Genomic DNA, 23,533 nt, shown 5'->3' with positions numbered 1-23,533 from the left:
CGCCTTCGTTAGCCCCCGCCATTTCCCGGGCAATTACCATGCACGGCGAGACCGATCGTCTCTTCGTGGTGTCACGGGACTGTGGATGGAGCACCTCATGGCAGGTTGGGTGCGTGCTGCGCGCCGTACGGCGGCCTCGATCGGCCTCGCCGTGGCGTTGCTCACGACGGGCGTCGCCTGTACGGGCGACGACAACGCGAGCACCGGCGGCGAGGTTTCGGCTGGTCAGGGCGTCATCGGCGAAGCGCCGGTAGCGAGCGACGCGGACCTGGCGGCCAGCCCGACGGCGCAGGCCATCAAGGCCCGCGGCACGCTCGTCATCGGCGGCGACGAGAACCTGCCCCTGCTGTCGCAGCGGAATCCGATCACCGGAAGCACCGACGGATTCGACGCGACACTTGGAAAAATGCTCGCGAAATACATCATCGGCAGGCCGAACGTCAACATCGTGACGACCACACCGGAAACCCGGGAAGCGATGCTGAAAACGGGCACGGTGGACGCGGTGATCCGGATCTACACGATCACCGCGGAGCGGGCGCAACGGGTCGCGTTCGCCGGGCCGTACCTGCTGTCCGGGCAGGCGATCGCCACCCTCAAGGGCACCACCGGCATCGACGACCCCGGCGACCTCAACGGCAAGACCGTCCTCGCGGTCGCCGGGACGACCAGCGTCGCGGCGATCCAGCAGCGCGCGCCCGGCGCGAAGATCACCACGTTCGGCACCGCCGAGGAGTGCGTGCAGGCGCTGGAGCAGGGCAAGGGCGACGCGTACGTGCACGACCTGACCGTGCTGGCCGGCGAGGCGCAACTGGACTCGAAGCTGCAGATCAGCGGGCAGCCGTTCACCAGCGAGCCGTACGGCATCGGCCTCAAGCTCGACGACGACTCGTTCAAGCGGTTCGTCAACGAGTGGCTGCGCAAGATCGAGGCCGCCGGGCTGTGGCAGCGGGCCTGGCAGGAGACGCTGGGCACGGTCGTGACCGGCGGCGTACCGTCCCCGCCCGCGATCGGCTCGGTCCCCGGCTCGTGACCGCTACCCCCGCATCGGGACGACCCCGCAGGTGACCGCCGCGCCGCCGTCCGGCGGGGCGGTGAACACCGTCGGGCGCAGCCCCTCCTGGTGCTCGATCGGCACCGTCCGCCCCGCGAGCGGCCGCAGCGCGTCGAGCAGGTAGCGCGCCTGGTGGATGGCGCTCAGCAGGCCGCCGGAGACGCTCGCCTTGCCCACCTGCTCCGATCCCCCCGCTGTGCGGGTCACTTGTCGGCTCCACATGCGCGCACCAGTGAAGATCGGCAACGCGTCCTCCCGCGACGCCGCGCTCGCCACCGCCCTGCGCAGAGTGAGGCCCGCCATTGAACCCGCGGCAGGCGTGGGGAAGCGACCCCGGGGTGCCCAGGACAGCGCGTGCGAGCCGGAGCGTGCGATCCGATGTCACCGCGGGGATGCGAAGCCCGGCCGTTGTAAGCGCGCGGCCCTGGGATCTTCTGTTCCCTGCCACGCCCGGCGGTGTCTGCTGACCATCGCCGAGGGGTAGGACAAAACCGGGAAGAGCCGCGGCCAGGGCCGCGTTGGACGTTGCCGTGAAGCCTCTGTCCGATGTCGCGTTGTCCGTGCTGGACCTGTCCCCCATCCCGAGCGGCGCGGACGCGCGCACCGCGCTCCGCGGGTCCGTCGAGCTGGCCCGGCACGCCGAGCGGCTCGGCTACCGCCGGTTCTGGGTGGCCGAGCACCACAACATGCCCGGCGTGGCGAGCTCGGCGACGACCGTCCTGATGAGCCACGTCGCGGCGGCCACCGAGACCATCCGCGTCGGTTCCGGCGGCATCATGCTGCCCAACCACGCGCCGCTCGTGGTGGCCGAGCAGTTCGGGATGCTGGAGGCCTTCCACCCGGGCCGCATCGACCTCGGCATCGGCCGCGCCCCCGGCACCGACCAGCGCACGGCGCTCGCGCTGCGCCGGTCCCCGCAGGCGCTCGGCGCGGACGACTTCCCGGAGCAGCTGACCGAGCTGATGGGCTACTTCGACGGCGCGGGCGCGGTGCGCGCGGTGCCGAGGTACAAGCCGCCGGTGTGGCTGCTCGGGTCGAGCGGGTTCAGCGCGCGGCTGGCCGGCTCGCTCGGGTTGCCGTTCGCCTTCGCCCACCACTTCAGCGCGCGCAACACGATCCCGGCGGTCGAGCTGTACCGCGAGTCGTTCCGGCCGTCGGAGGCGCTGTCCGAGCCCTACGTGATGCTCGGCGCGGCGGTGATCTGCGCGGACACCGACGAGCAGGCGCGGTGGCTGGCCGGGCCGAGCGGCCTGCAGTTCCTGCAGCTGCGCCGCGGCAACCCGATCCCGCTGCCGTCACCCGAGGAGGCCGCCGAGTACCCGTACTCGGACATCGACCGGCACTTCGTGGACGAGCGCCTCGGCACGACGATCCACGGCTCGCCGTCGAACGTCCGGAAGGGCCTGGAGACGCTGGTCGCGGACACCGGCGCCGACGAGATCATGATCACCACGATGGTCCACGGCGAGGCCGACCGCCTGCGCTCCTACGAGCTGGTGGCCGGCCTCGCCCGCGACTAGGACAGCCAGGCGGTGCGCACCGGCGGCATCCCGCTGCCGCCGCGCGCCGTCGGCTTCACGGCGAGGATCTGGTTCACCCCGATCGCGCCGCTTTCGAAGCTCAGCGCGCACGCGGCCATGTACAGCCGCCACACGCGGGCCCGTCCGGCGCCGCTCAGGCGAACGGCTTCGTCCCAGTTCGCCTCCAGGTTGGCGACCCACGCGCGCAACGTGCGCCCGTAGTGCTCGCGCAGCGCCTCGACGTCACGCACCTCGAAGCCGGCCTCTTCGAGCGCGCCCGCCATCACGCTGACCGGCTCCAGCTCGCCGTCCGGGAAGACGTACCGGTCGATGAACGACGTCTTCTGGTCGCGCGGCGGCACCGACGGGTGCCGCGAGATGGCGTGGTTGAGCAGCCGTCCCTCCGGGCGCAGCAGCTCGAACAGCGATTTCGCGTACACCGGCAGCATCGACGCGCCCACGTGCTCGGCCATCCCGATGCTGGAGATCGCGTCGTACGGCCCGTCGGACACCTCGCGGTAGTCCTGCACCCGGATCTCCACCAGGTCCGACAGCCCCTCCTCGGCGACCCGCTTGCGGGCGAAGTCGGCCTGCGCCTGCGACAGCGTGACGCCGACCGCGTGCGCGCCGTACTCCTTGGCCGCGTGGATGACGAAGGTGCCCCAGCCGCAGCCGACGTCGAGCACCCGCATGTCTTCGCGCAGGCCGAGCTTGCGCGCGACCAGGTCGACCTTCGCGGTCTGCGCCTGCTCCAGCGTGGTCTCCGGCTTCGCCCACACCGCACACGAGTACGTCATGGACGGCCCGAGCACCAGCGCGTAGAAGTCGTTGCCGACGTCGTAGTGGTGCGAGATGGCGGCCGCGTCGCGCCGCCGGGAGTGCATGCGCCCGGCGAGCTTGATCTCCTCGGGCGGCGGCTTCGGCGGGAACCCGACGATGCCCAGCTTCAGCGCCGCCTTCGCGAGATCGCGCCGCAGCGACCACGTCAGGTCCACGTCGAAGTCGACGTCGTAGACCAGGTCGTGCAGCCGTTCCAGGGCTTCCACGAACGGCCCCTCGACGTCGAGCTCGCCCGCGACATGCGCCCGCGAGACGCCGAGTTCGTTCGGCGCCCACAGCAGCCGGCGCAGCGCCCGGCGGTGCCTGATGTGCAGGACCGGCGCGTCCGGCGGGCCGGTTTCACTGCCGTCCCAGCAACGAATCCGGATCGGGACAACCTGGCCGAGCGCCGTGTGCAGGAGTTCACCAACGGCGCCGGCGACTCCGCCTGCGCTACCCACGAACCTCATTCAAGCACGCGCCCCGCGAAATCGCTTGTATTAGCGAAGTAATTCACCAATGGTGTGCAGCACGGGTGCCAGAATCGCCAGTTCCTCCCGTTTGCCGGAAACGCATTCGGTGACGCCCGCGCCCACGACCTCGAACTCCGCGAGCGCGCGCAGCCCGTCGACGAGCTGCGTCACGCTCATCCCATCGGGTTCCGGGTAGTCCATTCCGGCGAACGCGGACGGGTCCAGAACGTCGAGATCAACATGGACGTACAGCCGTTCGATACCGGCATCGCGGACTTCCGCGACAATCCGCGACGGTTCTCCCGTAACCAGCCGGACCCGGCCCGCCTCGATTTCGTCCCGTTCCGCCGGGTCCAACGCCCGGGCGCCGACGAGCACCGCGCGGCCCGGCTCCAGCGCGGGCGCGGCCGCGAACGCGGGATCGCCGTCGCCCAGCAGCGACCGCAGGACCATTCCGTGGAAGGCGCCCGACGGTGAACTGGCCGGGGTGTTGAGGTCGGCGTGCGCGTCGAACCACACCACGCCGAACCGCTCACCGTGCCGGGCGCGGGCGGCGGCGACCGGCACCAGGTCGGCCGCGCAGTCCCCGCCGACGGTGAGCACCGGGCCGTCGGCGAGCGCTTCGGCGTGCCGCTTCTTGTTGTCCAGCAACGCTTCCCGGTTCGCGACGCCCTCCACGACGGGTGTTTCGCCCGCCTCCAAACGCACCTCGCGCACCGGCACGTCGAGCACCTCCGCCGCGAACGCGGAAAGGGCCCGGCACCCCGCGGGCAGATCGCCCGCCCGGGGTGTCCGGGCCCCTTGCCACTGCGGCACCGCTTGGATCAGCACGGCGCCGACCCTAACGACGGCACGGGTGCCGCCGCACGCGGTTTTACTCCAGCACGATCAGGAGGTCGCCGCCCTCGACCTGCTGGACCGAGTTGATCGCCAGGCGGGCGACCTTCCCGGACTCGGACGCCGTGATCGCCGCCTCCATCTTCATCGCCTCGATGGTCGCCACCGTGGCGCCCGCGGCGACCTCGTCGCCTTCGGCCACCGACAGCGTGACCACACCCGCGAACGGCGCGGCGACCTGCTTCGGGTCGGACTTGTCGGCCTTCTCCGCGGCGGGCAGGTCCGCGGCCACCGACCGGTCGCGCACCTGGATCGGGCGCAGCTGGCCGTTCAGCGTGGCCATCACGGTCCGCATGCCGCGCTCGTCGGCCTCGCCGACCGCTTCCAGCTCGAACAGCAGCCGCACGCCGGGCTCCAGGTCGACGGCGTACTCCTCGCCCGGGCGCAGACCGTAGAAGAAGTCCTTGCTCGGCAGCACGCTGGTGTCGCCGTAGGCGCGGCGGTGCTCCTCGAACTCCTTGGTGGGCCCGGGGAACAGCAGGCGGTTCAGCGTCGCGCGGCGGTCCTTGGCCAGCCCCTCGCGGTCCTCGGCGGACAGCTCGGCGACCGGCTTGGGCTCGGCGCGGCCCTCCAGCGCCTTGGTGCGGAACGGCTCCGGCCAGCCGCCGGGCGGGTCGCCCAGCTCGCCGCGCAGGAACCCGATCACCGAGTCCGGGATGTCGTAGCGGTTCGGCTCGGCCTCGAACTTCTCCGGCTCGACACCGGCGCCGACCAGGTGCAGCGCGAGGTCGCCGACCACCTTGGACGACGGCGTGACCTTGACCAGGTGGCCCAGGATCTTGTCGGCCGCCGCGTACATCGCCTCGATCTCCTCGAAGCGGTCGCCAAGGCCCAGCGCCTTCGCCTGCGTGCGCAGGTTGGACAGCTGGCCGCCGGGGATCTCGTGGTCGTACACGCGGCCGGTCGGCGAGGCCAGGCCCGCCTCGAACGGCGCGTAGATCTTGCGCACGATCTCCCAGTACGGCTCCAGGTCGCCGACCGCGCGCAGGCTCAGCCCGGACGGCCGCGCCGAGTGGTCGGTGGCCGCGACGATCGCCGACAGCGACGGCTGCGAGGTGGTCCCGGCCATCGACGCGACCGCGCCGTCGACCGCGTCCGCACCCGCGTTGATCGCCGCGAGGTAGGTGCCCAGCTGACCACCCGCGGTGTCGTGGGTGTGGATGTGCACCGGGAGGTCGAACTCCTTGCGCAGCGCGGAAACCAGCTTCTCCGCGGCGGGCGCGCGCAGCAGGCCGGCCATGTCCTTGATCGCCAGGACGTGCGCACCCGCGCCGACGATCTGCTCGGCCAGCTTGAGGTAGTAGTCCAGCGTGTACAGCTTCTCGCCGGGGTCGGACAGGTCCGAGGTGTAGCAGAGCGCCACCTCGGCGACGGCCTTCCCGGTCTCCCGCACGGCCTCGATGGCCGGGCGCATCTGCTCGACGTCGTTGAGGGCGTCGAAGATGCGGAAGATGTCGATGCCGGTGTTGGTGGCCTCCTCGACGAAGGCGTTGGTCACCTCGGTCGGGTACGGCGTGTAGCCGACGGTGTTGCGGCCGCGCAGCAGCATCTGCAGGCAGATGTTCGGCACGGCTTCACGCAGCTGCGCCAGCCGCTCCCACGGGTCCTCGGCGAGGAACCGCAGGGCGACGTCGTAGGTCGCGCCACCCCAGCACTCCAGCGACAGCAGCTGCGGCAGGGTGTGCGCCACGACCGGCGCGACGGCCAGCAGGTCCTTCGTGCGCACGCGGGTCGCGAGCAGCGACTGGTGCGCGTCGCGGAACGTCGTGTCCGTGACACCCAGCGTCGGCGACTCCCGCAGCCAGCGGGCGAACCCCTCCGGGCCCAGCTCGGTCAGCTTCTGCTTCGACCCGGCCTGCGGCTCGCCCGAGGGCAGCGACGGCAGCTTCGTGGTCGGGTCGATCAGCCGCGGGCGTTCGCCGTGCGGCTTGTTGACCGTGACGTCGGCGAGGTAGGTCAGCAGGCGCGTGCCGCGGTCGGCCGAGTGCCGCGCGGTCAGCAGGTGCGGGCGCTCCTCGATGAACGAGGTGGTGACGCGCCCGGCCGCGAAGTCCGGGTCGTCCAGCACGGCCTGCAGGAACGGGATGTTCGTGGAAACGCCGCGGATGCGGAACTCCGCGAGGGCACGGCGGGCGCGGCCCACCGCGGTCTTGAAGTCGCGGCCGCGGCAGGTGAGCTTCACCAGCATCGAGTCGAAGTGCGCGCTGATCTCGGTGCCCGCGAACGCGGTGCCGCCGTCGAGGCGGATGCCGGAGCCGCCGGGCGAGCGGTAGGCGCTGATCATGCCGGTGTCCGGGCGGAACCCGTTGGCCGGGTCCTCGGTGGTGATGCGGCACTGCATGGCCGCGCCGCGCAGGTAGACCTTCTCCTGGGACAGGCCGAGGTCCGCCAGGGTCTCGCCGGCGGCGATGCGCAGCTGCGACTGCACCAGGTCGACGTCGGTGACCTCCTCGGTCACCGTGTGCTCCACCTGGATGCGCGGGTTCATCTCGATGAAGACGTGGTTGCCGTCCTTGTCGAGCAGGAACTCGACGGTGCCCGCGTTGCGGTAACCGATCTTGCGGGCGAACGCGACGGCGTCGTTGCAGATGCGGTCGCGCAGCTCGGGGTCGAGGTTCGGCGCCGGAGCCAGCTCGATGACCTTCTGGTGGCGCCGCTGCACCGAGCAGTCGCGCTCGAAGAGGTGGATGACGTTGCCCGCGCCGTCGGCGAGGATCTGGACCTCGATGTGCCGCGGGTCGACGACAGCCTTTTCGAGGAACACGGTGGGGTCGCCGAAGGCCGATTCGGCCTCGCGCATCGCGGCCTCGACCGACTCGCGCAGGTGCGCGGGGTCGTTGACGCGGCGCATCCCGCGGCCGCCACCACCGGCGACGGCCTTGACGAACACGGGGAACCCGATCTCCTCGGCGGCCGCGGTCAGCTCGTCGACGTCGGTCGACGGCTGGGACGAGCCGAGCACCGGCACGCCGGCGTCGCGGGCGGCCGCCACGGCGCGCGCCTTGTTACCCGTCAGTTCCAGGATTTCCGCGCTCGGGCCGACGAAGGTGATGCCGGCTTCCTCGCACGCGCGCGCGAGATCGGGGTTCTCGGACAGGAATCCGTAACCGGGGTAGACCGCGTCCGCGCCGGCTTTCCGCGCGGCGCCGACGATCTCCTCGACGTCGAGATAGGCGCGGACCGGGTGTCCCGGCTCGCCGATCTCGTAGGCTTCGTCGGCCTTCAGACGGTGCAGCGAGTTGCGGTCCTCGTGGGGGAACACCGCCACTGTGCCCGCGCCCAGCTCGTAGCCCGCGCGGAACGCCCGGATGGCGATCTCCCCGCGGTTGGCGACCAGCACCTTGCGAAACATGCCCGGTCCTTCCCTGTTCACGGATCGGTAGTGCTGTGACGTTACCCTGCCGATCCCGCTCGTCGGGAGTTCTGTCCCGGGTGATGGACATCATCCGGGACGTGCGCATGCCGCACAGAAGTACGGGGTATTTCGGCTTTCAGCTCTCCCAGGCAGATACCACCCCCGCTTGACATGTGCGAAAATCGCACTAAGGATGAGCGTGTGGAGTGGACCGAAATCGGCGAGCGCGTTCGCGAGGCGCGCGTGAGCGCTGGGCTGTCCCAGGGCGAGCTGGCCGCCGAGATCGGCCTCGACCGTACGATGATCGTGAAGGTCGAGCGCGGAGCACGGCGCTTGGACGCCCTGGAAGTCGCGCGTCTCGCCGAAGCCCTCGCCGTGCCGCTCGGGTACTTCCTGGATCCACGTCCTGCGGTGGTTTCCCGGCGCAGCAGTCCGCTCCTGGACGACACAGGGACAAATTCCGGCCGGGCTGAATCGCGTCTGGAAGCGGCGCTGTTCGAGTGGCTGGGGGAAGTTCGTCAACTGATTGACCTCGGATTGCTGTCGGCTCTCGAACCGCTGACCTTCCCAGGCAAGGTGGACGGACCAACCGCTGCGCGGGAAGCCGCACGCTGGTTGCGCAAGCACCTGGGCCTGGGCGTCGGACCGATCGACACGATGATGTCAGTGTGCGAGCGCGCCGGGCAATTCCTGCTCGTCACCGAGCTGACCGGTGATGGTGCATCGCTGACGGACGACGGGCTGGCGGTGGCGGTCGTGAACAGCGCGGCGGATCCCGGTCGCCGCCGGGCCACTGCCGCTCACGAACTCGGCCACCTCGTTCTCGGTGACGAGTACTCGACGGACCTTGGTGTTGCGGCCTCCCGGGAGGACCGGGAACGCGCGATCGACGCGTTCGCCGCCGAACTGCTGCTGCCAGTCTCGGTGGTCAGGGAAGGCTGGCCGCGGGAGGAGGTACCGGCTCGCGAGTTCCTGATCGAGCTCGCCGCCCGCTACCAGACCTCGTGGTCGACAGCGATCAGGCAGGCGCAGCACGCCGAGGTCGTGGAAGGGAGCACGGCTCGTCGGTGGCGCGCGAGCACGCCGACACGCGCCGAAATGCTCGAAGCTCTCGGATGGGCCCCGCAGCCAGATCTCACCTCCGTGACAGTCCCGCCCTCGTTCGCGCACGCGGTCATGGAAGCCTGGAGGTCCGATCAGATCACCTCGGATCGTGCTGTCGAACTGCTGCACGGCCAAATCACCATCGACGATCTCCCTCCGCGTGATGACGCCGAGTTGGCGCCCTGAACGATGCTCGTCTTCGACGCAACCTGTCTGAGCCACTTCGCACTCGCGGAACGGCTCGACGTCCTGCACGACCTCGTTCTCGACGACGAGTGCCGGACGACAGACGTCGTCCGGGACGAGCTGCGTCAAGGTCTGAGCACCCATCCGGCCTTGCGGGATGCCATCGAGGCGGACTGGCTCGTGCCTGCACGACTGGACACGATCGAGGAGTTGCAGTGTTTCGCAAAGTGGTGTCGGCGCATCGGCGGTGAGCCCCGCAACCGCGGGGAGTCCAGTGTGTTCGCTGCGGTGGAACGACACGGCGGCGTGGCGATCACCGAGACGATCGCGACGCGGTGCGCGTCGGCCGTGCCTACGGTCTGTCCGTGCACGGGTCGCTCTGGCTCCTCGCCCGAGCTTGCGGCGCCGGGAAGGTCACCGAAGTCGGTGCGGGCAACCTCATCGAACGCCTCCGCGAAACCGGGATGAGGTTGCCCTGCACCGGGCGCGATTTCGGCGCCTTCAGCCGACGCCACGGACTCCTGTGACTCAGCTTTCCGGAGCGGGATCCTCGAACCGCGTGTACAGCAGCCGGTTCGGGGTGCCCTGCGGCAGGCCCGTCAGCACGTCCGGCGTGGAGTTGTTGATCAGCGCGTTCACGACCTGCTCGGGTGTGTCGTCGGGGTGTTTTTCGCGGTAGAGCGCGGCCGCGCCGGCGACGAACGCCGCGGCCATCGAGGTGCCCGAGAAGGGCGTCGCCGCAGTGCTGCCGGGCGCCGTCGACGGGACGTCCACCCCGGGCGCGAGCAGGTCGACCCCCAGCCCGAAGTTGGACTTCGGCGCGAAGGCGTCCGTCCGGTCGACCGCGCCGACGGTCAGCAGCTCCGGGATCCGTGCCGGGGACGAGAACGACGAGTCCACTCCCGACCAGCCCGCCGCCGCGACCACCGGCATCACGCCGATCAACCGCCGCACCGCGTTGTCCAGCCCGTCGGACGCCGGGCCGCCGAAACCGATCACCGCGACCGCAGGCTGCTTCGCGTTCTGGGTGACCCAGTCGATGCCCGAGATGATGTTGTTCAGCCGCCCGTTGCCCTTGTCGTCGAGCACCTTGACCGGCACGATCCGCGCGGCCTTCGCGACGCCGAACTCCTTGCCCGCCACGATCCCGGCCATCCGCGTGCCGTCGCCGTTGCCGTCGGCCGGGTTGTCGGTGCCGCCCACGAAGTCCTTGCCCGGGTCGACCCGCCCGGCCAGGTCGGGCAGCGCCGCGTCGACACCGGTGTCGATCACGTACACCTTGACGCCCTCGCCGGTGCTGTCGTAGTGGTACGTCTGGTCAACGGCCTTGTCGCGCTGGTCGATCCGGTCCAGGGCCCAGCTCGGCGGGTTCTGCTGCGCGCCGGGCGCGGCCGAAGCCGGCGCCACGGCGGCGAGGACGAGCAGTGCCGAACCGATGACCGCGCGTAATCCAGTCTTGAGCACGCCTCAGCGTTGCTCCGCTGTGGATCAGGCACAACTCGGGCCGTCGCCCGATCGTGCGTCAGGTCTTCTCCAGGTACTCCGCGCGCTCGGAGTCCACCAGGTCGGACACCATGTGCGCCAGCCCGGGATGCCGCTCCAGCGCCGGGTCGCCGCCTACGATCTCCTGCGCCCGCTCCCTCGCGGCCGCGATCACGTCCTCGTCCCGCAGCAGCGACAGCAGCTTCAGCCCGGACCGCTTGCCGGACTGGGCCGCGCCCAGGATGTCGCCCTCGCGCCGCAGCTCCAGGTCCAACCGGGACAGTTCGAAGCCGTCCGTTGTGGACTCCACCGCGGCCAGCCGCTCCCGCGTCGCCGTGCCGTCCAGCGTCTCGGTGACCAGCAGGCACAACCCGGGCACGCTGCCCCGACCCACCCGGCCGCGCAGCTGGTGCAGCTGGCTGACCCCGAACCGGTCGGCGTCCATGATCACCATCATCGTCGCGTTCGGGACGTTCACGCCGACCTCGATCACCGTGGTGGCGACCAGCACGTCCAGCTTGCCCGCGGCGAACGCGCGCATCACGGCGTCCTTCTCGTCGGGCGGCATCCGCCCGTGCAGGATCCCGAGCCGCAGCTCCGACAACGGACCGTTCTCCAGCTCGGCGGCGACGTCGAGCACCGCCAGCGGCGGGCGGCGGTCGCTGTTGTTCGACGCGGGCTCGTCGCCGATCCGCGGGCACACCACGTAGGCCTGGTGTCCCTTGCGGACCTCCTCGACCAGCCGCTGCCATGCGCGGTCCAGCCACGCCGGCTTCTCCGCCACCGGCACGACGCTCGTCTTGATCGGCGACCGGCCGACCGGCATGTGCCGCAGCGCGGAGGTCTCCAGGTCGCCGTACACCGTCATCGCGACCGTGCGCGGGATCGGCGTGGCGGTCATGACCAGCACGTGCGGGCTGCCGCCGTTGGCCGCGCGGGAGCGCAGCGCGTCCCGCTGCTCGACGCCGAACCGGTGCTGCTCGTCGACCACCACGAGCCCGAGGTCGGCGAACGACACCGTGTCCTGGATCAGCGCGTGCGTGCCGACGACGATCCCGGCCGCGCCGCTCGCGGTGTCCAGCAGCGCCTGCTTGCGTTCCTTCGTCGACATCGACCCGGTCAGCAGCGTCACCTTCGTCGCGTTCTCCGCGGCGCCGAGCTCCCCCGCCTGGCCGAGGTCGCCGAGCATCTCGCGCAGCGACCGGGCGTGCTGCGCGGCGAGCACCTCGGTGGGCGCCAGCATCGCGGCCTGCCGGCCGGAGTCGACCACCTGCAGCATCGCCCGCAGCGCCACGACCGTCTTGCCGCTGCCGACCTCGCCCTGCAGCAACCGGTTCATCGGGTGCTCGCCGGACAGGTCGGCGGCGATGTCCTCGCCCACCGCGCGCTGGCCTTCGGTCAGCTCGAACGGCAGCCGCTGGTCGAACGCGTCGAGCAGGCCGTCCGTCGTGCGCGCGCAGGCGGGCGCCGGCCGCGACACCGCGGAGAACCGGCGCTGCGCGAAGATCAGCTGCACCGCCATGGCCTCGTCCCACTTCAGCCGCTCCCGCGCGGCCTCCAGCGCGTCGTGGTCCTTGGGGCGGTGGATGTTGTGCAGCGCGTCGAACAGGTCCATCAGCCCGCGGCTGTCGAGCAGCTCGCGCGGCATCGGGTCCTCTTCGCGTTCCAGCGTGTCGAGCACCTGGCGGACGCACCGCGCGATCGACCACGACGGCATCCCGGCCGCCGCCGGGTAGACCGGGATGATCGCGCCGACGAAGTCGTCCATCGCGCTGTCGTCGTCGCCGTCGAGCATCTGGTACTCGGGGTTGGCCAGCTGCAGCGTGTTGCGGAACGCGGTGACCTTGCCCGCGAACAACCCGGTGCGGCCCAGCCGCAGCTGCCGCTCGTGCTGGTGCGGGCGGCCGAAGAACGCGCACGACAGCCGTCGCTGGCCGTCGGTGATGACCAGCTCCAGGATGTGCCCCGGCTTGTTGCGCATGCGGCGCAGGTTGACCTTCTCGACGCGCGCCATCACGGTCGCGTGCTCGCCGATCTCCAGACCGGCGATGTTCGTCAGCTCACCGCGTTCGGCGTAGCGGCGCGGGTAGTGCCGCAGCAGGTCGGCGACGGTGTGGATGTCCAGCGACTCGGCGAGCGCCTTCGCGGTCTTGGCGCCCAGCAGCGGGGGCAGCTTGTCACGCAGTCCGGTCACGCGTTCACTCCACACCGATCAGCAGCACGGCATCGGCCTGGCCGCCGGGGTAATCCACGAACTCCACCTCCGGTCGCTCGGCCCGCAACCGCTCCCGCAGCTCGCCGGTCAGGCCGGACGGCGCCGCGGTGCCGGTCAGCACGGTGACCAGCTCGCCGCCGACGGCCAGCATCCGGTTCAGCACGCCCATCGCGGCCTCGGCGGGCTCGGCGCCTGCCGGTTCGACGAGCACGACCTCGCCGTCGACGAAGCCGATCAGGTCACCGGCGTGGGCCCGTCCCACCCAGGTTATCGACTCCTCGGCGGCGACCACGAGCTCGCCACGCCGGGTCGCCGCGGCGGCCTCGGCCATGGCCACGACGTCGTCGTTCGCGCGGCGCCCGGCGTCGTGCACGGCCAGCGCGGACAGCACCTGGACCGGGGACGCGCACGGGATGACCACCACGTCCCGGTCGCCGATCATAGGGTGGCCGGCGGCGTCGTCGGCGGCCCTGGTCAGGCTCTCCCCGCCGGCGAGGACGGTGATGTGACCGGCCGCGCGCTCGGTGATCAGGCCGAGCATCTCCTCGACGCTCGGCGTGGCGTGGTCCGGCACCGCGAGCACCGCGAAGCCCTCCTCACGCAGCAGGTCCGCCAGCTCCTCGCCGTGCACGACCGCGACCACCGCGCGGTCCGGCCCGGACGGCGGCTCGATCGGGGTCGGGGTGATGAGCGGTTCGACGCGGATGCCGCTGGGGCGGCCGGCGCGGAGACCGGCCTCGATGGCGGCGCCGATGTCCGCGCAGTGCACGTGGACCGCGTGTGCCCCGCTGCCGTCCCCGGCCACGGTGACGCTGTCGCCGAGGCCGGACAGCGTGCGGCGCAGGACCGGGACGTCCGCGTCGGCGACGCCTTCCAGCAGGTACATGACCTCCCACGCGTACGGGGCCTGCTCGGCGTCCGGTTCGGTGTGGGTGTGGGCCTCGCAGGAGTGCGAGATCTGGGTCTCGGTGCCGGTGACCACGCCGGCCAGCGCGTCGAAGACCGCGACGAGCCCGCGTGCGCCCGCGTCGACGACCCCGGCCGCGGCCAGGACCGGCAGCTGGTGCGGGGTCTGTTCGAGGGCTTCGGAGGCGGCCTTCGCGGCGATCGCCACGACGTCGGTGAGGTCGCCGGGGTCCGTGACCGCCTGGGCCACGGCCTGTAGGACGCTGAGCATCGTGCCCTGCACCGGGCGCGCGACGGCGTCGGTGGCCGCGCGGTGCGCGTTCGCGAAGGCCTTCGCCAGTGACGGCCCGTCCAGCTCGGGGACGGTGCCCGCGGTTTCGGCGAGCCCGCGGAGGACCTGGGAGAGGATGACGCCGGAGTTGCCGCGCGCGGCGAGGACGGCGCCACGGGCGAGCACGGAGAGTGCCTTGGCCGCACTGTCCGTGTCCGGTTCGGCCGTCAGGCGGGCGTGTGCGCCGGACAGCGTGTGCAGCAGGTTGGAGCCGGTGTCGGAGTCGGCGACCGGGTAGACGTTGATGCCGTTGATGGCCGGGCACAGCACTTCCAGGCTGTGCACGCAGGCCGCCGCCCACGCTGTGATGGCATGCTCGTCCAGAGCCCGCACCGCCGACCTCCTCCCTGGTCAGGCCAGGGTAGCGACCCGGTCGCGGGACGGCGAACAGCCGTCGTTTACTATGGTCCGAGTGTCCGGCCCGCGCCGGGCGTGTTTTGTCTTCCCTGATCGTCAAAGGAGTTCGACGTGGCTGCCGTGTGCGACGTCTGTGGCAAGGGACCGGGCTTCGGCAAGTCCGTCTCGCACTCCCACCGGCGTACCAACCGCCGCTGGAACCCGAACATCCAGACTGTGCACGCCAAGATCGGCGTGTCCCAGCGCAAGCGGCTGAACGTCTGCACGTCGTGCCTGAAGGCCGGCAAGGTCGTTCGCGGCTGAGGCGCGAAGCCCGGACGGCGAGTGCTCGCGGAGAGCGCTCGCCGTTTTTTCGCGCCTCGGTGTCTTTCGGGGGTCGAACCCCCGCACCCCCGCCGGGGGCAAGCCCCCTGGACCCCCGGGGTGCCGCTAAAGTACGCCGCCGTGGCAGCGAAACCCTTGCACGAGATCGTCGAAGCGGGATGGGCCAAGGCGCTGGACCCGGTGGCGGACCGCATCGCCGCGATGGGCGAGTTCCTGCGTGCGGAGATCGCCGCCGGCCGCCGGTACCTGCCCGCCGGCGAGCACGTGCTGCGGGCCTTCCAGCAGCCCTTCGACGACGTCAAGGTGCTGATCGTCGGCCAGGACCCGTACCCGACGCCCGGCCACCCGATCGGCCTGTGCTTCGCGGTGGCCCCGGACGTGCGGCCGCTGCCGAAAAGCCTGATCAACATCTACCAGGAATACTGCGACGACCTGGGCTACCCCACGCCGTCCAACGGTGACCTGACGCCGTGGACCGAGCAGGGCGTGCTGCTGCTCAACAGGTCGCTGACCGTGCGGCCCGGTTCGCCCAACTCGCACAAGGGCAAGGGCTGGGAAGAGGTCACCGAGCAGGCGATCAAGGCGCTGGCCGCCCGCGGCAAGCCGATGGTGGCGATCCTGTGGGGCAGCAACGCGCGCAGCCTGAAGCCGCTGCTCGGCGGCGTGCCGTGCATCGAGTCGGTGCACCCGAGCCCGCTGTCCGCGCGCAACGGCTTCTTCGGCTCGAAGCCGTTCAGCCGTGCGAACGAACTGCTCCAGCGGCAGGGCGCCGAGCCGGTCGACTGGAAGCTGCCCTAGCCGCAGACGCGGGGCTGCCCTTGCGTGGCAGCCGCGGGCCGAGGCAGCCACAGCCCCGCTCGCAGCCGCGGCTCCCGTGCCGCGCCGCCCAGAACCGACGACCGCACGGACGGCGACCCCGACGGCGCCGGCCCTCGGCGAACCGCTCGAAGCTCCCCGCCCAGCGGTCGCAGGGTGAGCCGCCGCCCTGTTCGCACCTGCGGCTCCCGTGCTGCCGGGTCGCGCCGTCGTGCGCCGCCCTAGTCGATTCTCCGCAGCGCGCCGCGGAACCACTGCGCCCGCTCGACGTAGCCGTCCACCACGCGCCGAATCTTCTCCGGCCCGAAGGACTTGTTCTCCCGCACCTTGGCGGGCACGCCGAGCGCGATGTGCCCGGACGGCACGTGCGACGAGTACGACAGCACCGCCCCGGCGCCGACCATCGCGCCGTCCTCGATGACGCTTCCGTTGAGCACCACCGAACCCGACGCGATCAGGCACCCGCTGCCGATCCGCGCGCCCTCGACGTGCACCGCGTGCCCGATCGCCGACGACGGGCCGAGGACCGTCGGGTCCTGGGCGGTGCAGTGCAGCACGCACCCGTCCTGCACGTTGGACCGCTCGCCGATCTCGATGTAGCCGTTGTCGCCGCGCAGCACGGTCTGCGGCCACACCGACGCGTTCGGCCCGATCCGCACGTCGCCGATCACCGTGGCGTCCGGGTGCACGAACGCCGTGTGGTGGATCGACGGGGTCAGCTCACCGAGCGCGTAGATCGCCACGCGAACCCTCCAAGTCCTTGCCCAGGTACACCGAGAGCGGATCGTCCCGGTAGTGGCCGAACGCCGGCACGTCCGTGTAGCCCGACGACCGGTACAACGCGATCGCCTCCGGCTGCTTCAGCCCGGTCTCCAGCACCAGCCGCCTGCGCCCCGCGGCGAGCGCCGTCCGTTCCAGCTCCGCCAGCACGGCACGCGCGAAACCCTTGCCCCGCGCGGCGTCCGCGACGTACATCCGCTTCAGCTCGGCCTCGTCGTCACCGCGGACGCGCCAGCCACCGCAGGCGACCGGCTCCCCGTCCAGGTAAGCGACGACGAACAACCCCAGCGGCGGCGCGAACTCGGCCGGATCGACCGGGGTGGCGTCCGTCTCGCCGTAGCGCACGACGTACTCCTGCTGCACGGCGGCGATCAGCTTGACCGCGTCCGGATCGTCGTAGGCAACCACGCGAAGGTCCACAACGGGTCACCGTAACGGGCTCAGCGCCAGTGCTCCCAGCCACTTTCGCCGTGGTACTCCTCACCGTCGACCGTCACGCCCGAGTCCGCCATCGTGACCGCGCCGATCCGCCGCCAGCCTTCGGGCAGGTCGGCGAACGACGGGAACGTCGCGACCAGCGCGTGGTCCTCGCCGCCGGTCAGCACCCAGGTCAGCGGGTCCGCACCCAGCGCGGTGCCGACGTCGACAAGTTTCCGGTCGACCTCGAGGTGCTCGGTCCGGACGTCGATGCCGACGCCCGACGCCTCGGCGATGTGCCCGAGGTCGGCGAGGAGGCCGTCCGAGACGTCGATCATCGCCGTGGCGCCGGCGATCGCGGCCGCGGGCCCGGCGGCGTAGTCGGGTTCCGGCGCGCGCTGGGCGTTGACGACCGCGACCGGTGAGCGGAACCCGCGGCCGAGGGTGGCCAGGCCGGCCGCGGCCCAGCCGAGCCGCCCGGACACGGCCACGATGTCACCCGGCCGCGCGCCGGAGCGCGTCACCGGTTCACGTCCCTGCAGGTCGCCGAGCGCCGTGATGCTCACCACCAGCTGGTCCGCGCGCACCATGTCGCCGCCGACGACCCCCGCCCCGGCGCGTTGTGCTTCCGCCCACAGGCCGTCGCTGAGTTCCCGGACCACCTTCGCGGGGGTGTCCGGCGGGCAGGCGAGCCCGACGAGGACGGCTGTGGGCACCGCGCCCATCGCGGCCACGTCGGCGAAGTTCTCCGCCACCGCCTTGCGCCCGACCTGGTCCGGAGTGGACCAGTCCAGCCGGAAGTGCACGCCCTGCACCAGGACGTCGGTGGTGGCGACGACCCGTCCGTCCGGCGCGGCGACGACGGCAGCGTCGTCGCCGGGGCCGAGGAGGGTGGGTGCGGGTTGTCTTCGGTTCTCGGTGACGGCGCGGATGAGGCCGAACTCACCCATTCCGGCGACCGTGCCGGAGTCGGATGCCTGGTGGGTTGACATGCGTCACCTCGGTCGCTCGATAGTCGGATGACCTAGATTCGTGGTCCGTGCGGTAGGTTCTGACCACGTTCCTACCTTGAGTTAGACGCCGGAGACGAAGGGGCGCGCCGTGGTCCACGCATACATCCTCATCCAGACCGAAGTCGGCAAGGCCGCCGCGGTCGCCGCGGAGATCGCCGGGATCCCCGGCGTCACCAGTTCCGAGGATGTGACCGGTCCCTACGACGTCATCGTCCGCGCCGAGGCGGACAACGTCGACCAGCTCGGGCAGCTCGTGGTCGCGAAGGTGCAGGGCGTCGAGGGCATCACCCGCACGCTGACCTGCCCCGTGGTGCACCTGTAAGCGATGGCGGACACCGAGACCGGGGCTCCGCCGCGGGCGCGGCTCGTGGTCGCGGCCGTGCTGGTGGTCGTGCTGGCCGCCGGGGTCGCGGTCATCGGGCTGATGATGCGCGATTCCGGTGACGGCGAGGGCCCGCTGGCGCTCGTGCCGGTGGACGCGCCGCAGGCCGGTTCAACCGAGTGCGCGCAGCTGATCCCGGCGATGCCCGCGCAGCTGGACTCGAAGGGCACCGCACTGCCGCGCCGGACGATCGCGGAGCCCGCCCCGGAGGCGACGGTCGCGTGGGGGTCGCCGGAGTCGATCGTGTTGCGCTGCGGGCTGGGCAAACCGCCGGAGCTGACGCCGACCAGCCAGTTGCGCGTGGTCAGCGGCGTGCAGTGGCTGCCGGTCGAGGGGCCGGGTTCGTCGACGTGGTACGTGGTGGACCGGGCGGTGTACGTCGCGCTGACGGTGCCGGACTCCGCGGGGACCGGGCCGTTGCAGCAGATCTCGGACACCGTGGCGGCCACGCTGCCCGCCGTGCCGCTGCGCTTCTGACCGCGCGACCCTGGAGGGCGGCGGTGCAGCCCGCCGTGGCAGCCACGCTGCCCGCAGTGTCGCTGCGCTTCTGAGCCTCCGCCTGCGCCGGGTTACGTAGCCTGGGCTTCCGGCGCAGCCGCCCAAGTGCGGCGCCGGCCCGCCACGACCAGCGGCCGCGCCCAGTAGGCCGGTCCACCCGCTGCGGGGTCAGCGCAGCCCGGTGCCCCGCGCCAGCGCCGTGTCGATCAGCGTCGTCAGCAGCGTGCGGTAGTCGACGCCGGTGACCTGCCACATCTTCGGGTACGCCGAGGTCGACGTGAAGCCGGGCATGGTGTTGACCTCGTTCACCGTCAGCTCGCCGTTCGGGCCCACGAAGAAGTCCACCCGCGCCAGGCCCTGGCAGTCCAGCGCCTCGAACGCCTTCACCGCCTGCGCGCGCAGCTTCTCGGTGACCGAATCGTCCAGCTTGGCGGGAATGTCCAGCTCCGCGTCCTCGCCGATGTACTTCGTCTCGAAGTCGTACCAGGCGGACTCGTCGTCGGAGAGCACGCGCACCTCGGCAGGCAGCGACGCCTCCACCCGGCCGTCCGGGAACTCCAGCACGCCGCACTCGACCTCGCGCCCGGGCACGGCCGCCTCGACCAGCACCTTCGGGTCCGTCTCGCGCGCCAGGGCGATCGCCGCGTCCAGGTCGGCCCAGTCGGTCACCTTGCTGATGCCGATCGACGACCCGGCCCGCGACGGCTTCACGAACACCGGCAACCCCAGCCGCTCCCGGTCAGCTTCGTCCAGAGTGGACTGACCACGGCGCAGCTCCACGTAGCGGCCGACCGGCAGCCCCTCCGCGGCGAGCAGCTTCTTCGCGTAGCCCTTGTCCATCGCGGCGGCGCTGGCGAGCACGCCCGGCCCCACGTACGGGATCCCGGCCATCTCCAGCAGCCCCTGCAGCGTGCCGTCCTCGCCGAAGGCGCCGTGCAGCACGGGGAAGACGACGTCGACCCCGCCGAGCGCCTCGGCGCCGGGCTCGGTGACGACCAGCTCGCGCCGCGTCGGGTCGCCGGCCAGCACCAGCGACTGGCCGCCGTCGACCGAGGGCAGCTGCCGGTTCTGGATGGTGAGGCTCTTCGGGTCGGCGGTGCCCAGCACCCAGCCGCCCTCGCGGGTGATCCCGATGGGCACGACCTCGAAGCGGTCGCGGTCCAGGTGCGCCAGCACGCTGCCCGCCGACAGGCACGAGATGGTGTGCTCGGTGCTCCGGCCGCCGAACACCACGGCCACCCGCGTCTTCCTCATGGGCCGTCACCCTACCGGGCTCTTGCCCCGATCCGATCAGCGCAGTAAACCCACCAGCGTGTCCAGCGCGCCGCTGAGCGCCTCCCGCGAACAGCCCGCGTAACCGATCGCCACGCCGAAAGCCGTCGGCGTGCCGGCGAAGTGCCGCGCCAGCCCGTCCAGGCGGATTCCCCGCACCCGGCCTGCCGCCAGGCGTTCCCGCTCCACCTCCGGCGACGGGAACGGCACCACCAGGTGCGCGCCCGCGTCGTCGCCCAGCACCGGGATTCCGGCTTCCCGCAGCGCCGACACCAGCAGCACCCGCCGCTCGGACAACTCGCGTCGCAGTTTCCGCAGGTGACGGCCCAGGTCACCATGCCGCGCGAGTTCGACGAGCACCCGCTGGCCCGCGGGGGACGGGCGCGTTCCGGTGCGGTCGCGGTGTCCCAGCACGGACGACGTGACCGCGCCCGGCGCGACCATCCACCCCGCGCCGAGGGTGGGCGTGAGGATCTTGCTGGTGGTGCCGAGGTGCACCACGACGTCCGGCGCGAGCGCGGCGAGCAGCGGCAGCGGCGCGACGTCGAACCGCAGCTCGCCGTCGTAGTCATCCTCGATGATGAGCATGTTCTCGGCGCGTGCCCGCTCGACGAGTTCCACCCGGCGGGCCGCGTTCAGCCGCGACCCCATCGGGTACTGGTGCGCGGGCGAGCAGTAGACCCCGCGCACGCCGGCCGGGATCGCGTCGGTGCGCAAGCCCTCGCCGTCGACCGGCACGCCGATCACCTTGAGCCCCGCGCTCAGGAACGCCTCCACCGCTCGCTGGTAACCCGGCTCCTCGACGGCGACGGTGTCCCCGGCGCGGAAGACGGCCCCGGCCAGCTCGAACACCGCGGCCGTGGTGCCGCCGGTCGCCAGCACCGAATCGGTGCCGACCGCGAGCCCGCGGTGGCGCAGCAGGTGCTCGGCGATCGCCGCCCGGTATTCCGGCAGCCCGGCCCGGTGCGCGCTGGTCAGCGGTGGCGTGTCGGCGGCGGCGCGCCAGGCCCGGCGCCACGCGGCCCGGTCGATGCCCGCCGCCCACGGCGTGCCCGGGGTGAGGTCGAGCAGCTCCTCCGGTTCCGTCACATCTCCCGGGACGACGCGGTGGACGGGCCGGTCGCTGGGTGGCGAGGTGGTGACGTAGGTGCCGGAACCGTGCCGCCCGGTGATCCAGCCTTCGGCGTGCAGTTGCTCGTAGGCGGCGGAGGTGACGGTGCGGCTGACGCCCAGCCGCGCGGCGAGGGCCCGGGTGGACGGCAGGCGGTCGCCGCCGCGCAGATGACCGGTCGACGCCGCCTCGCGCAGGGCGTCGGCGAGCTGCACGGCCAGTGGCGTCGCGGCCTCGCGGTCGAGGGTGACGGGCAGCGCGGTCGCGGGCTGGGACACCGGAAGTGGCCTTTCGTTTTTCCTCGAATGTGGATCTACCAGGAGTCCACTATACGCTCGACACTGAAGTCATGACCACGCTCTCGCCGACCCCGCGCAGCACTCTGACCCGCAAGAAGGACCGCGCGGCCACCGATCGCGAGCGCCTGTACGAGGTGCTCGACGACGGCCTGATCTGCCACCTCGGTCTCGTGCTGAACGGCTCCCCCGTCGTGCTGCCCACCGGCTACGGCCGCGACGGCGACACCCTGTACTTCCACGGCTCGACGGGCGCCGGGAACCTGCGCGCGGCGGCCACCGGCATCGACGTCTGCGTCACGGTCACGCTGCTCGACGGTCTGGTCTACGCGCGCTCGCTCAACAACCACTCGATGAACTACCGCAGCGCGGTGGTGCACGGAACCGCGCGCCTGGTGACGGGCGAGGAGAAGATGCACGGGCTGCACGTCGTGACCGAGCACCTCACGCCGGGCTCGTGGGACCACGCGCGGGCGGTGAACGCGAAGGAGCTGGCGTCGGTTTCGGTGCTGGCGCTGGATCTCGCGGAGGCGTCGGTGAAGATCCGCGCCGGCGAACCGATCGACGACCCGGAGGACATGGACAGCCACGAGATCTGGGCCGGGGTCGTGCCGGTCCAGACCACCTTCGGCGAGCCCATCCCGGCCGCCTACATGCCCGCGGGTGCGCCGATCCCGCCGCACGTGCGTGCGCGTGGGTAGCGTCGGGGTGTGCTGACCACTCTCGCCGTCGAGAACTACCGCTCGTTGCGGGACCTGGTGCTGCCGTTGTCCCGGCTGACGGTCGTCACCGGCGTCAACGGCACCGGGAAGTCCAACCTGTACCGCGCGCTGCGCTTGCTCGCCGATGCTGGGCGGAACGGCGCGGTGGCCGCGCTGGCCCGGGAAGGCGGGTTGCCGTCGACCCTGTGGGCTGGGCCGGAGTCGGTCGGGCGCGCGGTCCGGGAGGGCAGCGCGCCGGTGCAGGGGACGGTGCGCACGAAGGCGGTGGGGCTGCGGCTCGGGTTCTCCGGCGACGAATTCGGCTACGCGCTCGACTTCGGGTTGCCGGTGCCGTCGAGGGATCCGCTGCGGCCCACCCTGTTCAACCTCGACCCGGAGTTCAAACGGGAGTGTCTGTGGCGCGGGCCGGTGCTGCGGCCGTCGGCGTTGCTCGCCGACCGGGCGGGTCCGGCGGTGCGCGTGCGGGACGACTCGGGCGCGTGGGCGGCGAGTTCGCGCATCGGACTGACCGACAGCATGCTGAGCGAACTCGCCGATCCGTGGGCCTGCCCGGAGCTGCTGGTGGTGCGGGAACGGCTGCGGTCGTGGCGGTTCTACGACCAGTTCCGCACCGACGCCGGCGCGCCCGCGCGGCAGGACCGGATCGGCACCCGCACGCCGGTGCTCGACCACGACGGCGGTGACCTGGCCGCGGCGCTGCGGACGATCCAGGAGTTCGGCGACGACGAAGCCCTGGCCGAGGCGGTGTCCGACGCGTTTCCGCGGTCGCGAGTGGAGGTCGAGGCGGTCGACGGGTTGCTGCGGCTGCGGTTCCACCAGCACGGGTTGCTGCGCCCGCTGGGGGCGGCGGAGTTGTCGGACGGGACGTTGCGCTACCTGTTGTGGGTGGCGGCGTTGCTGAGTCCCCGGCCGCCGGAACTGCTGGTGCTGAACGAACCCGAGACGAGCCTGCACCCGGACCTGTTGCCTGCGCTCGCCGCGCTGATCGCCAAGGCACGCACGCAGCTCATCGTGGTGTCGCACGCGCGGCCGCTGGTGCACGCGTTGTCGGCGATCGCGCCGGAGGCCGCGGTGCTGGAGCTGGAAAAGGAGTTCGGCGCGACGGTCCTCGCCGGGCAGGGCAGGCTGGACCGGCCCGCCTGGCACTGGCCGAAGCGGTGAGCCCCGCGGTGAGCCCCGCGGTGAGCCCCGCGCTCCGCCGGG

General features: G+C 71.8%; 22 protein-coding genes. 10 read left to right on the top strand and 12 right to left on the bottom strand.

Annotation, left to right across the window (positions count from 1 at the left end; genetic code table 11):
• The first annotated feature begins 97 nt into the window (after nucleotides 1–97).
• Nucleotides 98–1,033: a glutamate ABC transporter substrate-binding protein gene (locus ABZ193_RS10220; RefSeq protein ID WP_027935872.1), complete on the top strand. Its 936-nt coding sequence runs from the start codon at nucleotides 98–100 to the stop codon at nucleotides 1,031–1,033.
• Between the two features lie 3 nt (nucleotides 1,034–1,036).
• Here ABZ193_RS10220 and ABZ193_RS10215 read toward each other — a convergent pair whose 3' ends face one another.
• Entirely contained in the window at nucleotides 1,037–1,261 is a 225-nt protein-coding gene (locus ABZ193_RS10215) for a hypothetical protein (RefSeq protein WP_354709613.1), read from the bottom strand.
• Nucleotides 1,262–1,584: 323 nt separating this feature from the next.
• On the opposite strand from ABZ193_RS10215, the gene ABZ193_RS10210 reads away from it, so the two are divergent.
• Nucleotides 1,585–2,574 (top strand): LLM class flavin-dependent oxidoreductase, encoded by a 990-nt coding sequence (locus ABZ193_RS10210; protein ID WP_237336375.1) that lies wholly within the window; start codon nucleotides 1,585–1,587, stop codon nucleotides 2,572–2,574.
• On the opposite strand, the gene ABZ193_RS10205 is transcribed toward ABZ193_RS10210, so the two are convergent.
• The 3 genes from ABZ193_RS10205 to ABZ193_RS10195 are packed head-to-tail and all read right to left on the bottom strand — an operon-like array spanning nucleotide 2,571 to nucleotide 8,115.
• On the bottom strand, nucleotides 2,571–3,863 hold the full coding sequence (locus ABZ193_RS10205; RefSeq protein ID WP_354709612.1) for a cyclopropane-fatty-acyl-phospholipid synthase family protein: 1,293 nt from the start codon (nucleotides 3,861–3,863) through the stop codon (nucleotides 2,571–2,573). The genes ABZ193_RS10210 and ABZ193_RS10205 overlap by 4 nt on opposite strands.
• A gap of 30 nt (nucleotides 3,864–3,893) precedes the next feature.
• Nucleotides 3,894–4,697, bottom strand: coding sequence for an arginase family protein (locus ABZ193_RS10200; protein WP_354709611.1), 804 nt, complete (start codon nucleotides 4,695–4,697; stop codon nucleotides 3,894–3,896).
• 43 nt (nucleotides 4,698–4,740) lie between these two features.
• Entirely contained in the window at nucleotides 4,741–8,115 is a 3,375-nt protein-coding gene (locus ABZ193_RS10195; protein ID WP_020418082.1) for a pyruvate carboxylase, read from the bottom strand.
• Between the two features lie 204 nt (nucleotides 8,116–8,319).
• Between ABZ193_RS10195 and ABZ193_RS10190 the strand changes: the two genes are divergently transcribed.
• Both ABZ193_RS10190 and ABZ193_RS10185 read left to right on the top strand, forming a co-directional pair.
• On the top strand, nucleotides 8,320–9,408 hold the full coding sequence (locus tag ABZ193_RS10190) for an XRE family transcriptional regulator (protein ID WP_354709610.1): 1,089 nt from the start codon (nucleotides 8,320–8,322) through the stop codon (nucleotides 9,406–9,408).
• Nucleotides 9,409–9,411: 3 nt separating this feature from the next.
• A complete protein-coding gene (locus ABZ193_RS10185; protein WP_237336380.1) occupies nucleotides 9,412–9,876 on the top strand; it encodes a hypothetical protein in 465 nt (154 codons plus the stop codon).
• Nucleotides 9,877–9,936: 60 nt separating this feature from the next.
• On the opposite strand, the gene ABZ193_RS10180 is transcribed toward ABZ193_RS10185, so the two are convergent.
• Genes ABZ193_RS10180 through ABZ193_RS10170 form a run of 3 tightly spaced genes read right to left on the bottom strand, consistent with a single transcriptional unit; the run spans nucleotide 9,937 to nucleotide 14,675 of the window.
• On the bottom strand, nucleotides 9,937–10,872 hold the full coding sequence (locus tag ABZ193_RS10180; protein WP_354709608.1) for a S8 family peptidase: 936 nt from the start codon (nucleotides 10,870–10,872) through the stop codon (nucleotides 9,937–9,939).
• Between the two features lie 58 nt (nucleotides 10,873–10,930).
• A complete protein-coding gene (gene recG / locus ABZ193_RS10175; RefSeq protein ID WP_020418080.1) occupies nucleotides 10,931–13,084 on the bottom strand; it encodes an ATP-dependent DNA helicase RecG in 2,154 nt (717 codons plus the stop codon).
• 4 nt (nucleotides 13,085–13,088) lie between these two features.
• Entirely contained in the window at nucleotides 13,089–14,675 is a 1,587-nt protein-coding gene (locus ABZ193_RS10170) for a DAK2 domain-containing protein (RefSeq protein ID WP_354709607.1), read from the bottom strand.
• Between the two features lie 135 nt (nucleotides 14,676–14,810).
• Between ABZ193_RS10170 and rpmB the strand changes: the two genes are divergently transcribed.
• Complete coding sequence (rpmB, locus tag ABZ193_RS10165) at nucleotides 14,811–15,002, top strand: 50S ribosomal protein L28 (protein WP_017987500.1); 192 nt, start codon at nucleotides 14,811–14,813, stop codon at nucleotides 15,000–15,002.
• A 141-nt stretch (nucleotides 15,003–15,143) separates the two neighbouring features.
• Nucleotides 15,144–15,821: a uracil-DNA glycosylase gene (locus ABZ193_RS10160; RefSeq protein WP_027931876.1), complete on the top strand. Its 678-nt coding sequence runs from the start codon at nucleotides 15,144–15,146 to the stop codon at nucleotides 15,819–15,821.
• Between the two features lie 239 nt (nucleotides 15,822–16,060).
• Here the strand turns inward: ABZ193_RS10160 and ABZ193_RS10155 are convergent, their stop codons facing one another.
• Genes ABZ193_RS10155 through ABZ193_RS10145 form a run of 3 tightly spaced genes read right to left on the bottom strand, consistent with a single transcriptional unit; the run spans nucleotide 16,061 to nucleotide 18,028 of the window.
• On the bottom strand, nucleotides 16,061–16,582 hold the full coding sequence (locus ABZ193_RS10155; protein ID WP_354709606.1) for a gamma carbonic anhydrase family protein: 522 nt from the start codon (nucleotides 16,580–16,582) through the stop codon (nucleotides 16,061–16,063).
• On the bottom strand, nucleotides 16,560–17,039 hold the full coding sequence (locus ABZ193_RS10150; RefSeq protein ID WP_237336384.1) for a GNAT family N-acetyltransferase: 480 nt from the start codon (nucleotides 17,037–17,039) through the stop codon (nucleotides 16,560–16,562). The genes ABZ193_RS10155 and ABZ193_RS10150 overlap by 23 nt, the downstream gene beginning before the upstream one ends.
• 20 nt (nucleotides 17,040–17,059) lie before the next feature.
• Nucleotides 17,060–18,028, bottom strand: a complete 969-nt coding sequence (locus ABZ193_RS10145) for a thiamine-phosphate kinase (protein ID WP_027935868.1) — start codon at nucleotides 18,026–18,028, stop codon at nucleotides 17,060–17,062.
• Between the two features lie 109 nt (nucleotides 18,029–18,137).
• On the opposite strand from ABZ193_RS10145, the gene ABZ193_RS10140 reads away from it, so the two are divergent.
• Together ABZ193_RS10140 and ABZ193_RS10135 are read left to right on the top strand one after the other, a co-directional pair.
• Nucleotides 18,138–18,371, top strand: a complete 234-nt coding sequence (locus tag ABZ193_RS10140) for an Lrp/AsnC ligand binding domain-containing protein (protein ID WP_017987495.1) — start codon at nucleotides 18,138–18,140, stop codon at nucleotides 18,369–18,371.
• A 3-nt stretch (nucleotides 18,372–18,374) separates the two neighbouring features.
• Nucleotides 18,375–18,908, top strand: a complete 534-nt coding sequence (locus ABZ193_RS10135) for a DUF3515 domain-containing protein (protein ID WP_354709605.1) — start codon at nucleotides 18,375–18,377, stop codon at nucleotides 18,906–18,908.
• A gap of 189 nt (nucleotides 18,909–19,097) precedes the next feature.
• Here the strand turns inward: ABZ193_RS10135 and ABZ193_RS10130 are convergent, their stop codons facing one another.
• Nucleotides 19,098–20,183: a D-alanine--D-alanine ligase family protein gene (locus tag ABZ193_RS10130; protein WP_354709604.1), complete on the bottom strand. Its 1,086-nt coding sequence runs from the start codon at nucleotides 20,181–20,183 to the stop codon at nucleotides 19,098–19,100.
• A 36-nt stretch (nucleotides 20,184–20,219) separates the two neighbouring features.
• A complete protein-coding gene (locus ABZ193_RS10125; protein ID WP_354709602.1) occupies nucleotides 20,220–21,590 on the bottom strand; it encodes a PLP-dependent aminotransferase family protein in 1,371 nt (456 codons plus the stop codon).
• A 71-nt stretch (nucleotides 21,591–21,661) separates the two neighbouring features.
• Here ABZ193_RS10125 and ABZ193_RS10120 point away from each other — a divergent pair, with 71 nt between their 5' ends.
• Together ABZ193_RS10120 and ABZ193_RS10115 are read left to right on the top strand one after the other, a co-directional pair.
• Nucleotides 21,662–22,309 carry a pyridoxamine 5'-phosphate oxidase family protein gene (locus ABZ193_RS10120; protein ID WP_020418072.1) on the top strand — a complete coding sequence of 216 codons (648 nt, stop codon included), beginning with the start codon at nucleotides 21,662–21,664 and terminating at the stop codon, nucleotides 22,307–22,309.
• Nucleotides 22,310–22,318: 9 nt separating this feature from the next.
• A complete protein-coding gene (locus ABZ193_RS10115) occupies nucleotides 22,319–23,491 on the top strand; it encodes an AAA family ATPase (protein ID WP_354709601.1) in 1,173 nt (390 codons plus the stop codon).
• Nucleotides 23,492–23,533 lie beyond the last annotated feature (42 nt).

It is taken from the genome of Amycolatopsis sp. NPDC006125 (genome assembly GCF_040614195.1).
Lineage (GTDB): Bacteria > Actinomycetota > Actinomycetes > Mycobacteriales > Pseudonocardiaceae > Amycolatopsis_E > Amycolatopsis_E tucumanensis.
Note: the sequence above shows the minus strand (reverse complement) of the source record. Positions and strands in the feature narration are given on the sequence as shown.

Bases quoted from the DNA above. Each gene is read 5' to 3' on its own strand.
- ABZ193_RS10195 (WP_020418082.1), bottom strand. From the start codon at position 8,115: ATGTTTCGCAAGGTGCTGGTCGCCAACCGCGGGGAGATCGCCATCCGG.
- ABZ193_RS10205 (WP_354709612.1), bottom strand. From the start codon at position 3,863: ATGAGGTTCGTGGGTAGCGCAGGCGGAGTCGCCGGCGCCGTTGGTGAA.
- ABZ193_RS10185 (WP_237336380.1), top strand. From the start codon at position 9,412: ATGCTCGTCTTCGACGCAACCTGTCTGAGCCACTTCGCACTCGCGGAA.
- ABZ193_RS10135 (WP_354709605.1), top strand. From the start codon at position 18,375: ATGGCGGACACCGAGACCGGGGCTCCGCCGCGGGCGCGGCTCGTGGTC.
- ABZ193_RS10145 (WP_027935868.1), bottom strand. From the start codon at position 18,028: ATGTCAACCCACCAGGCATCCGACTCCGGCACGGTCGCCGGAATGGGT.
- ABZ193_RS10120 (WP_020418072.1), top strand. From the start codon at position 21,662: ATGACCACGCTCTCGCCGACCCCGCGCAGCACTCTGACCCGCAAGAAG.
- ABZ193_RS10220 (WP_027935872.1), top strand. From the start codon at position 98: ATGGCAGGTTGGGTGCGTGCTGCGCGCCGTACGGCGGCCTCGATCGGC.
- ABZ193_RS10130 (WP_354709604.1), bottom strand. From the start codon at position 20,183: ATGAGGAAGACGCGGGTGGCCGTGGTGTTCGGCGGCCGGAGCACCGAG.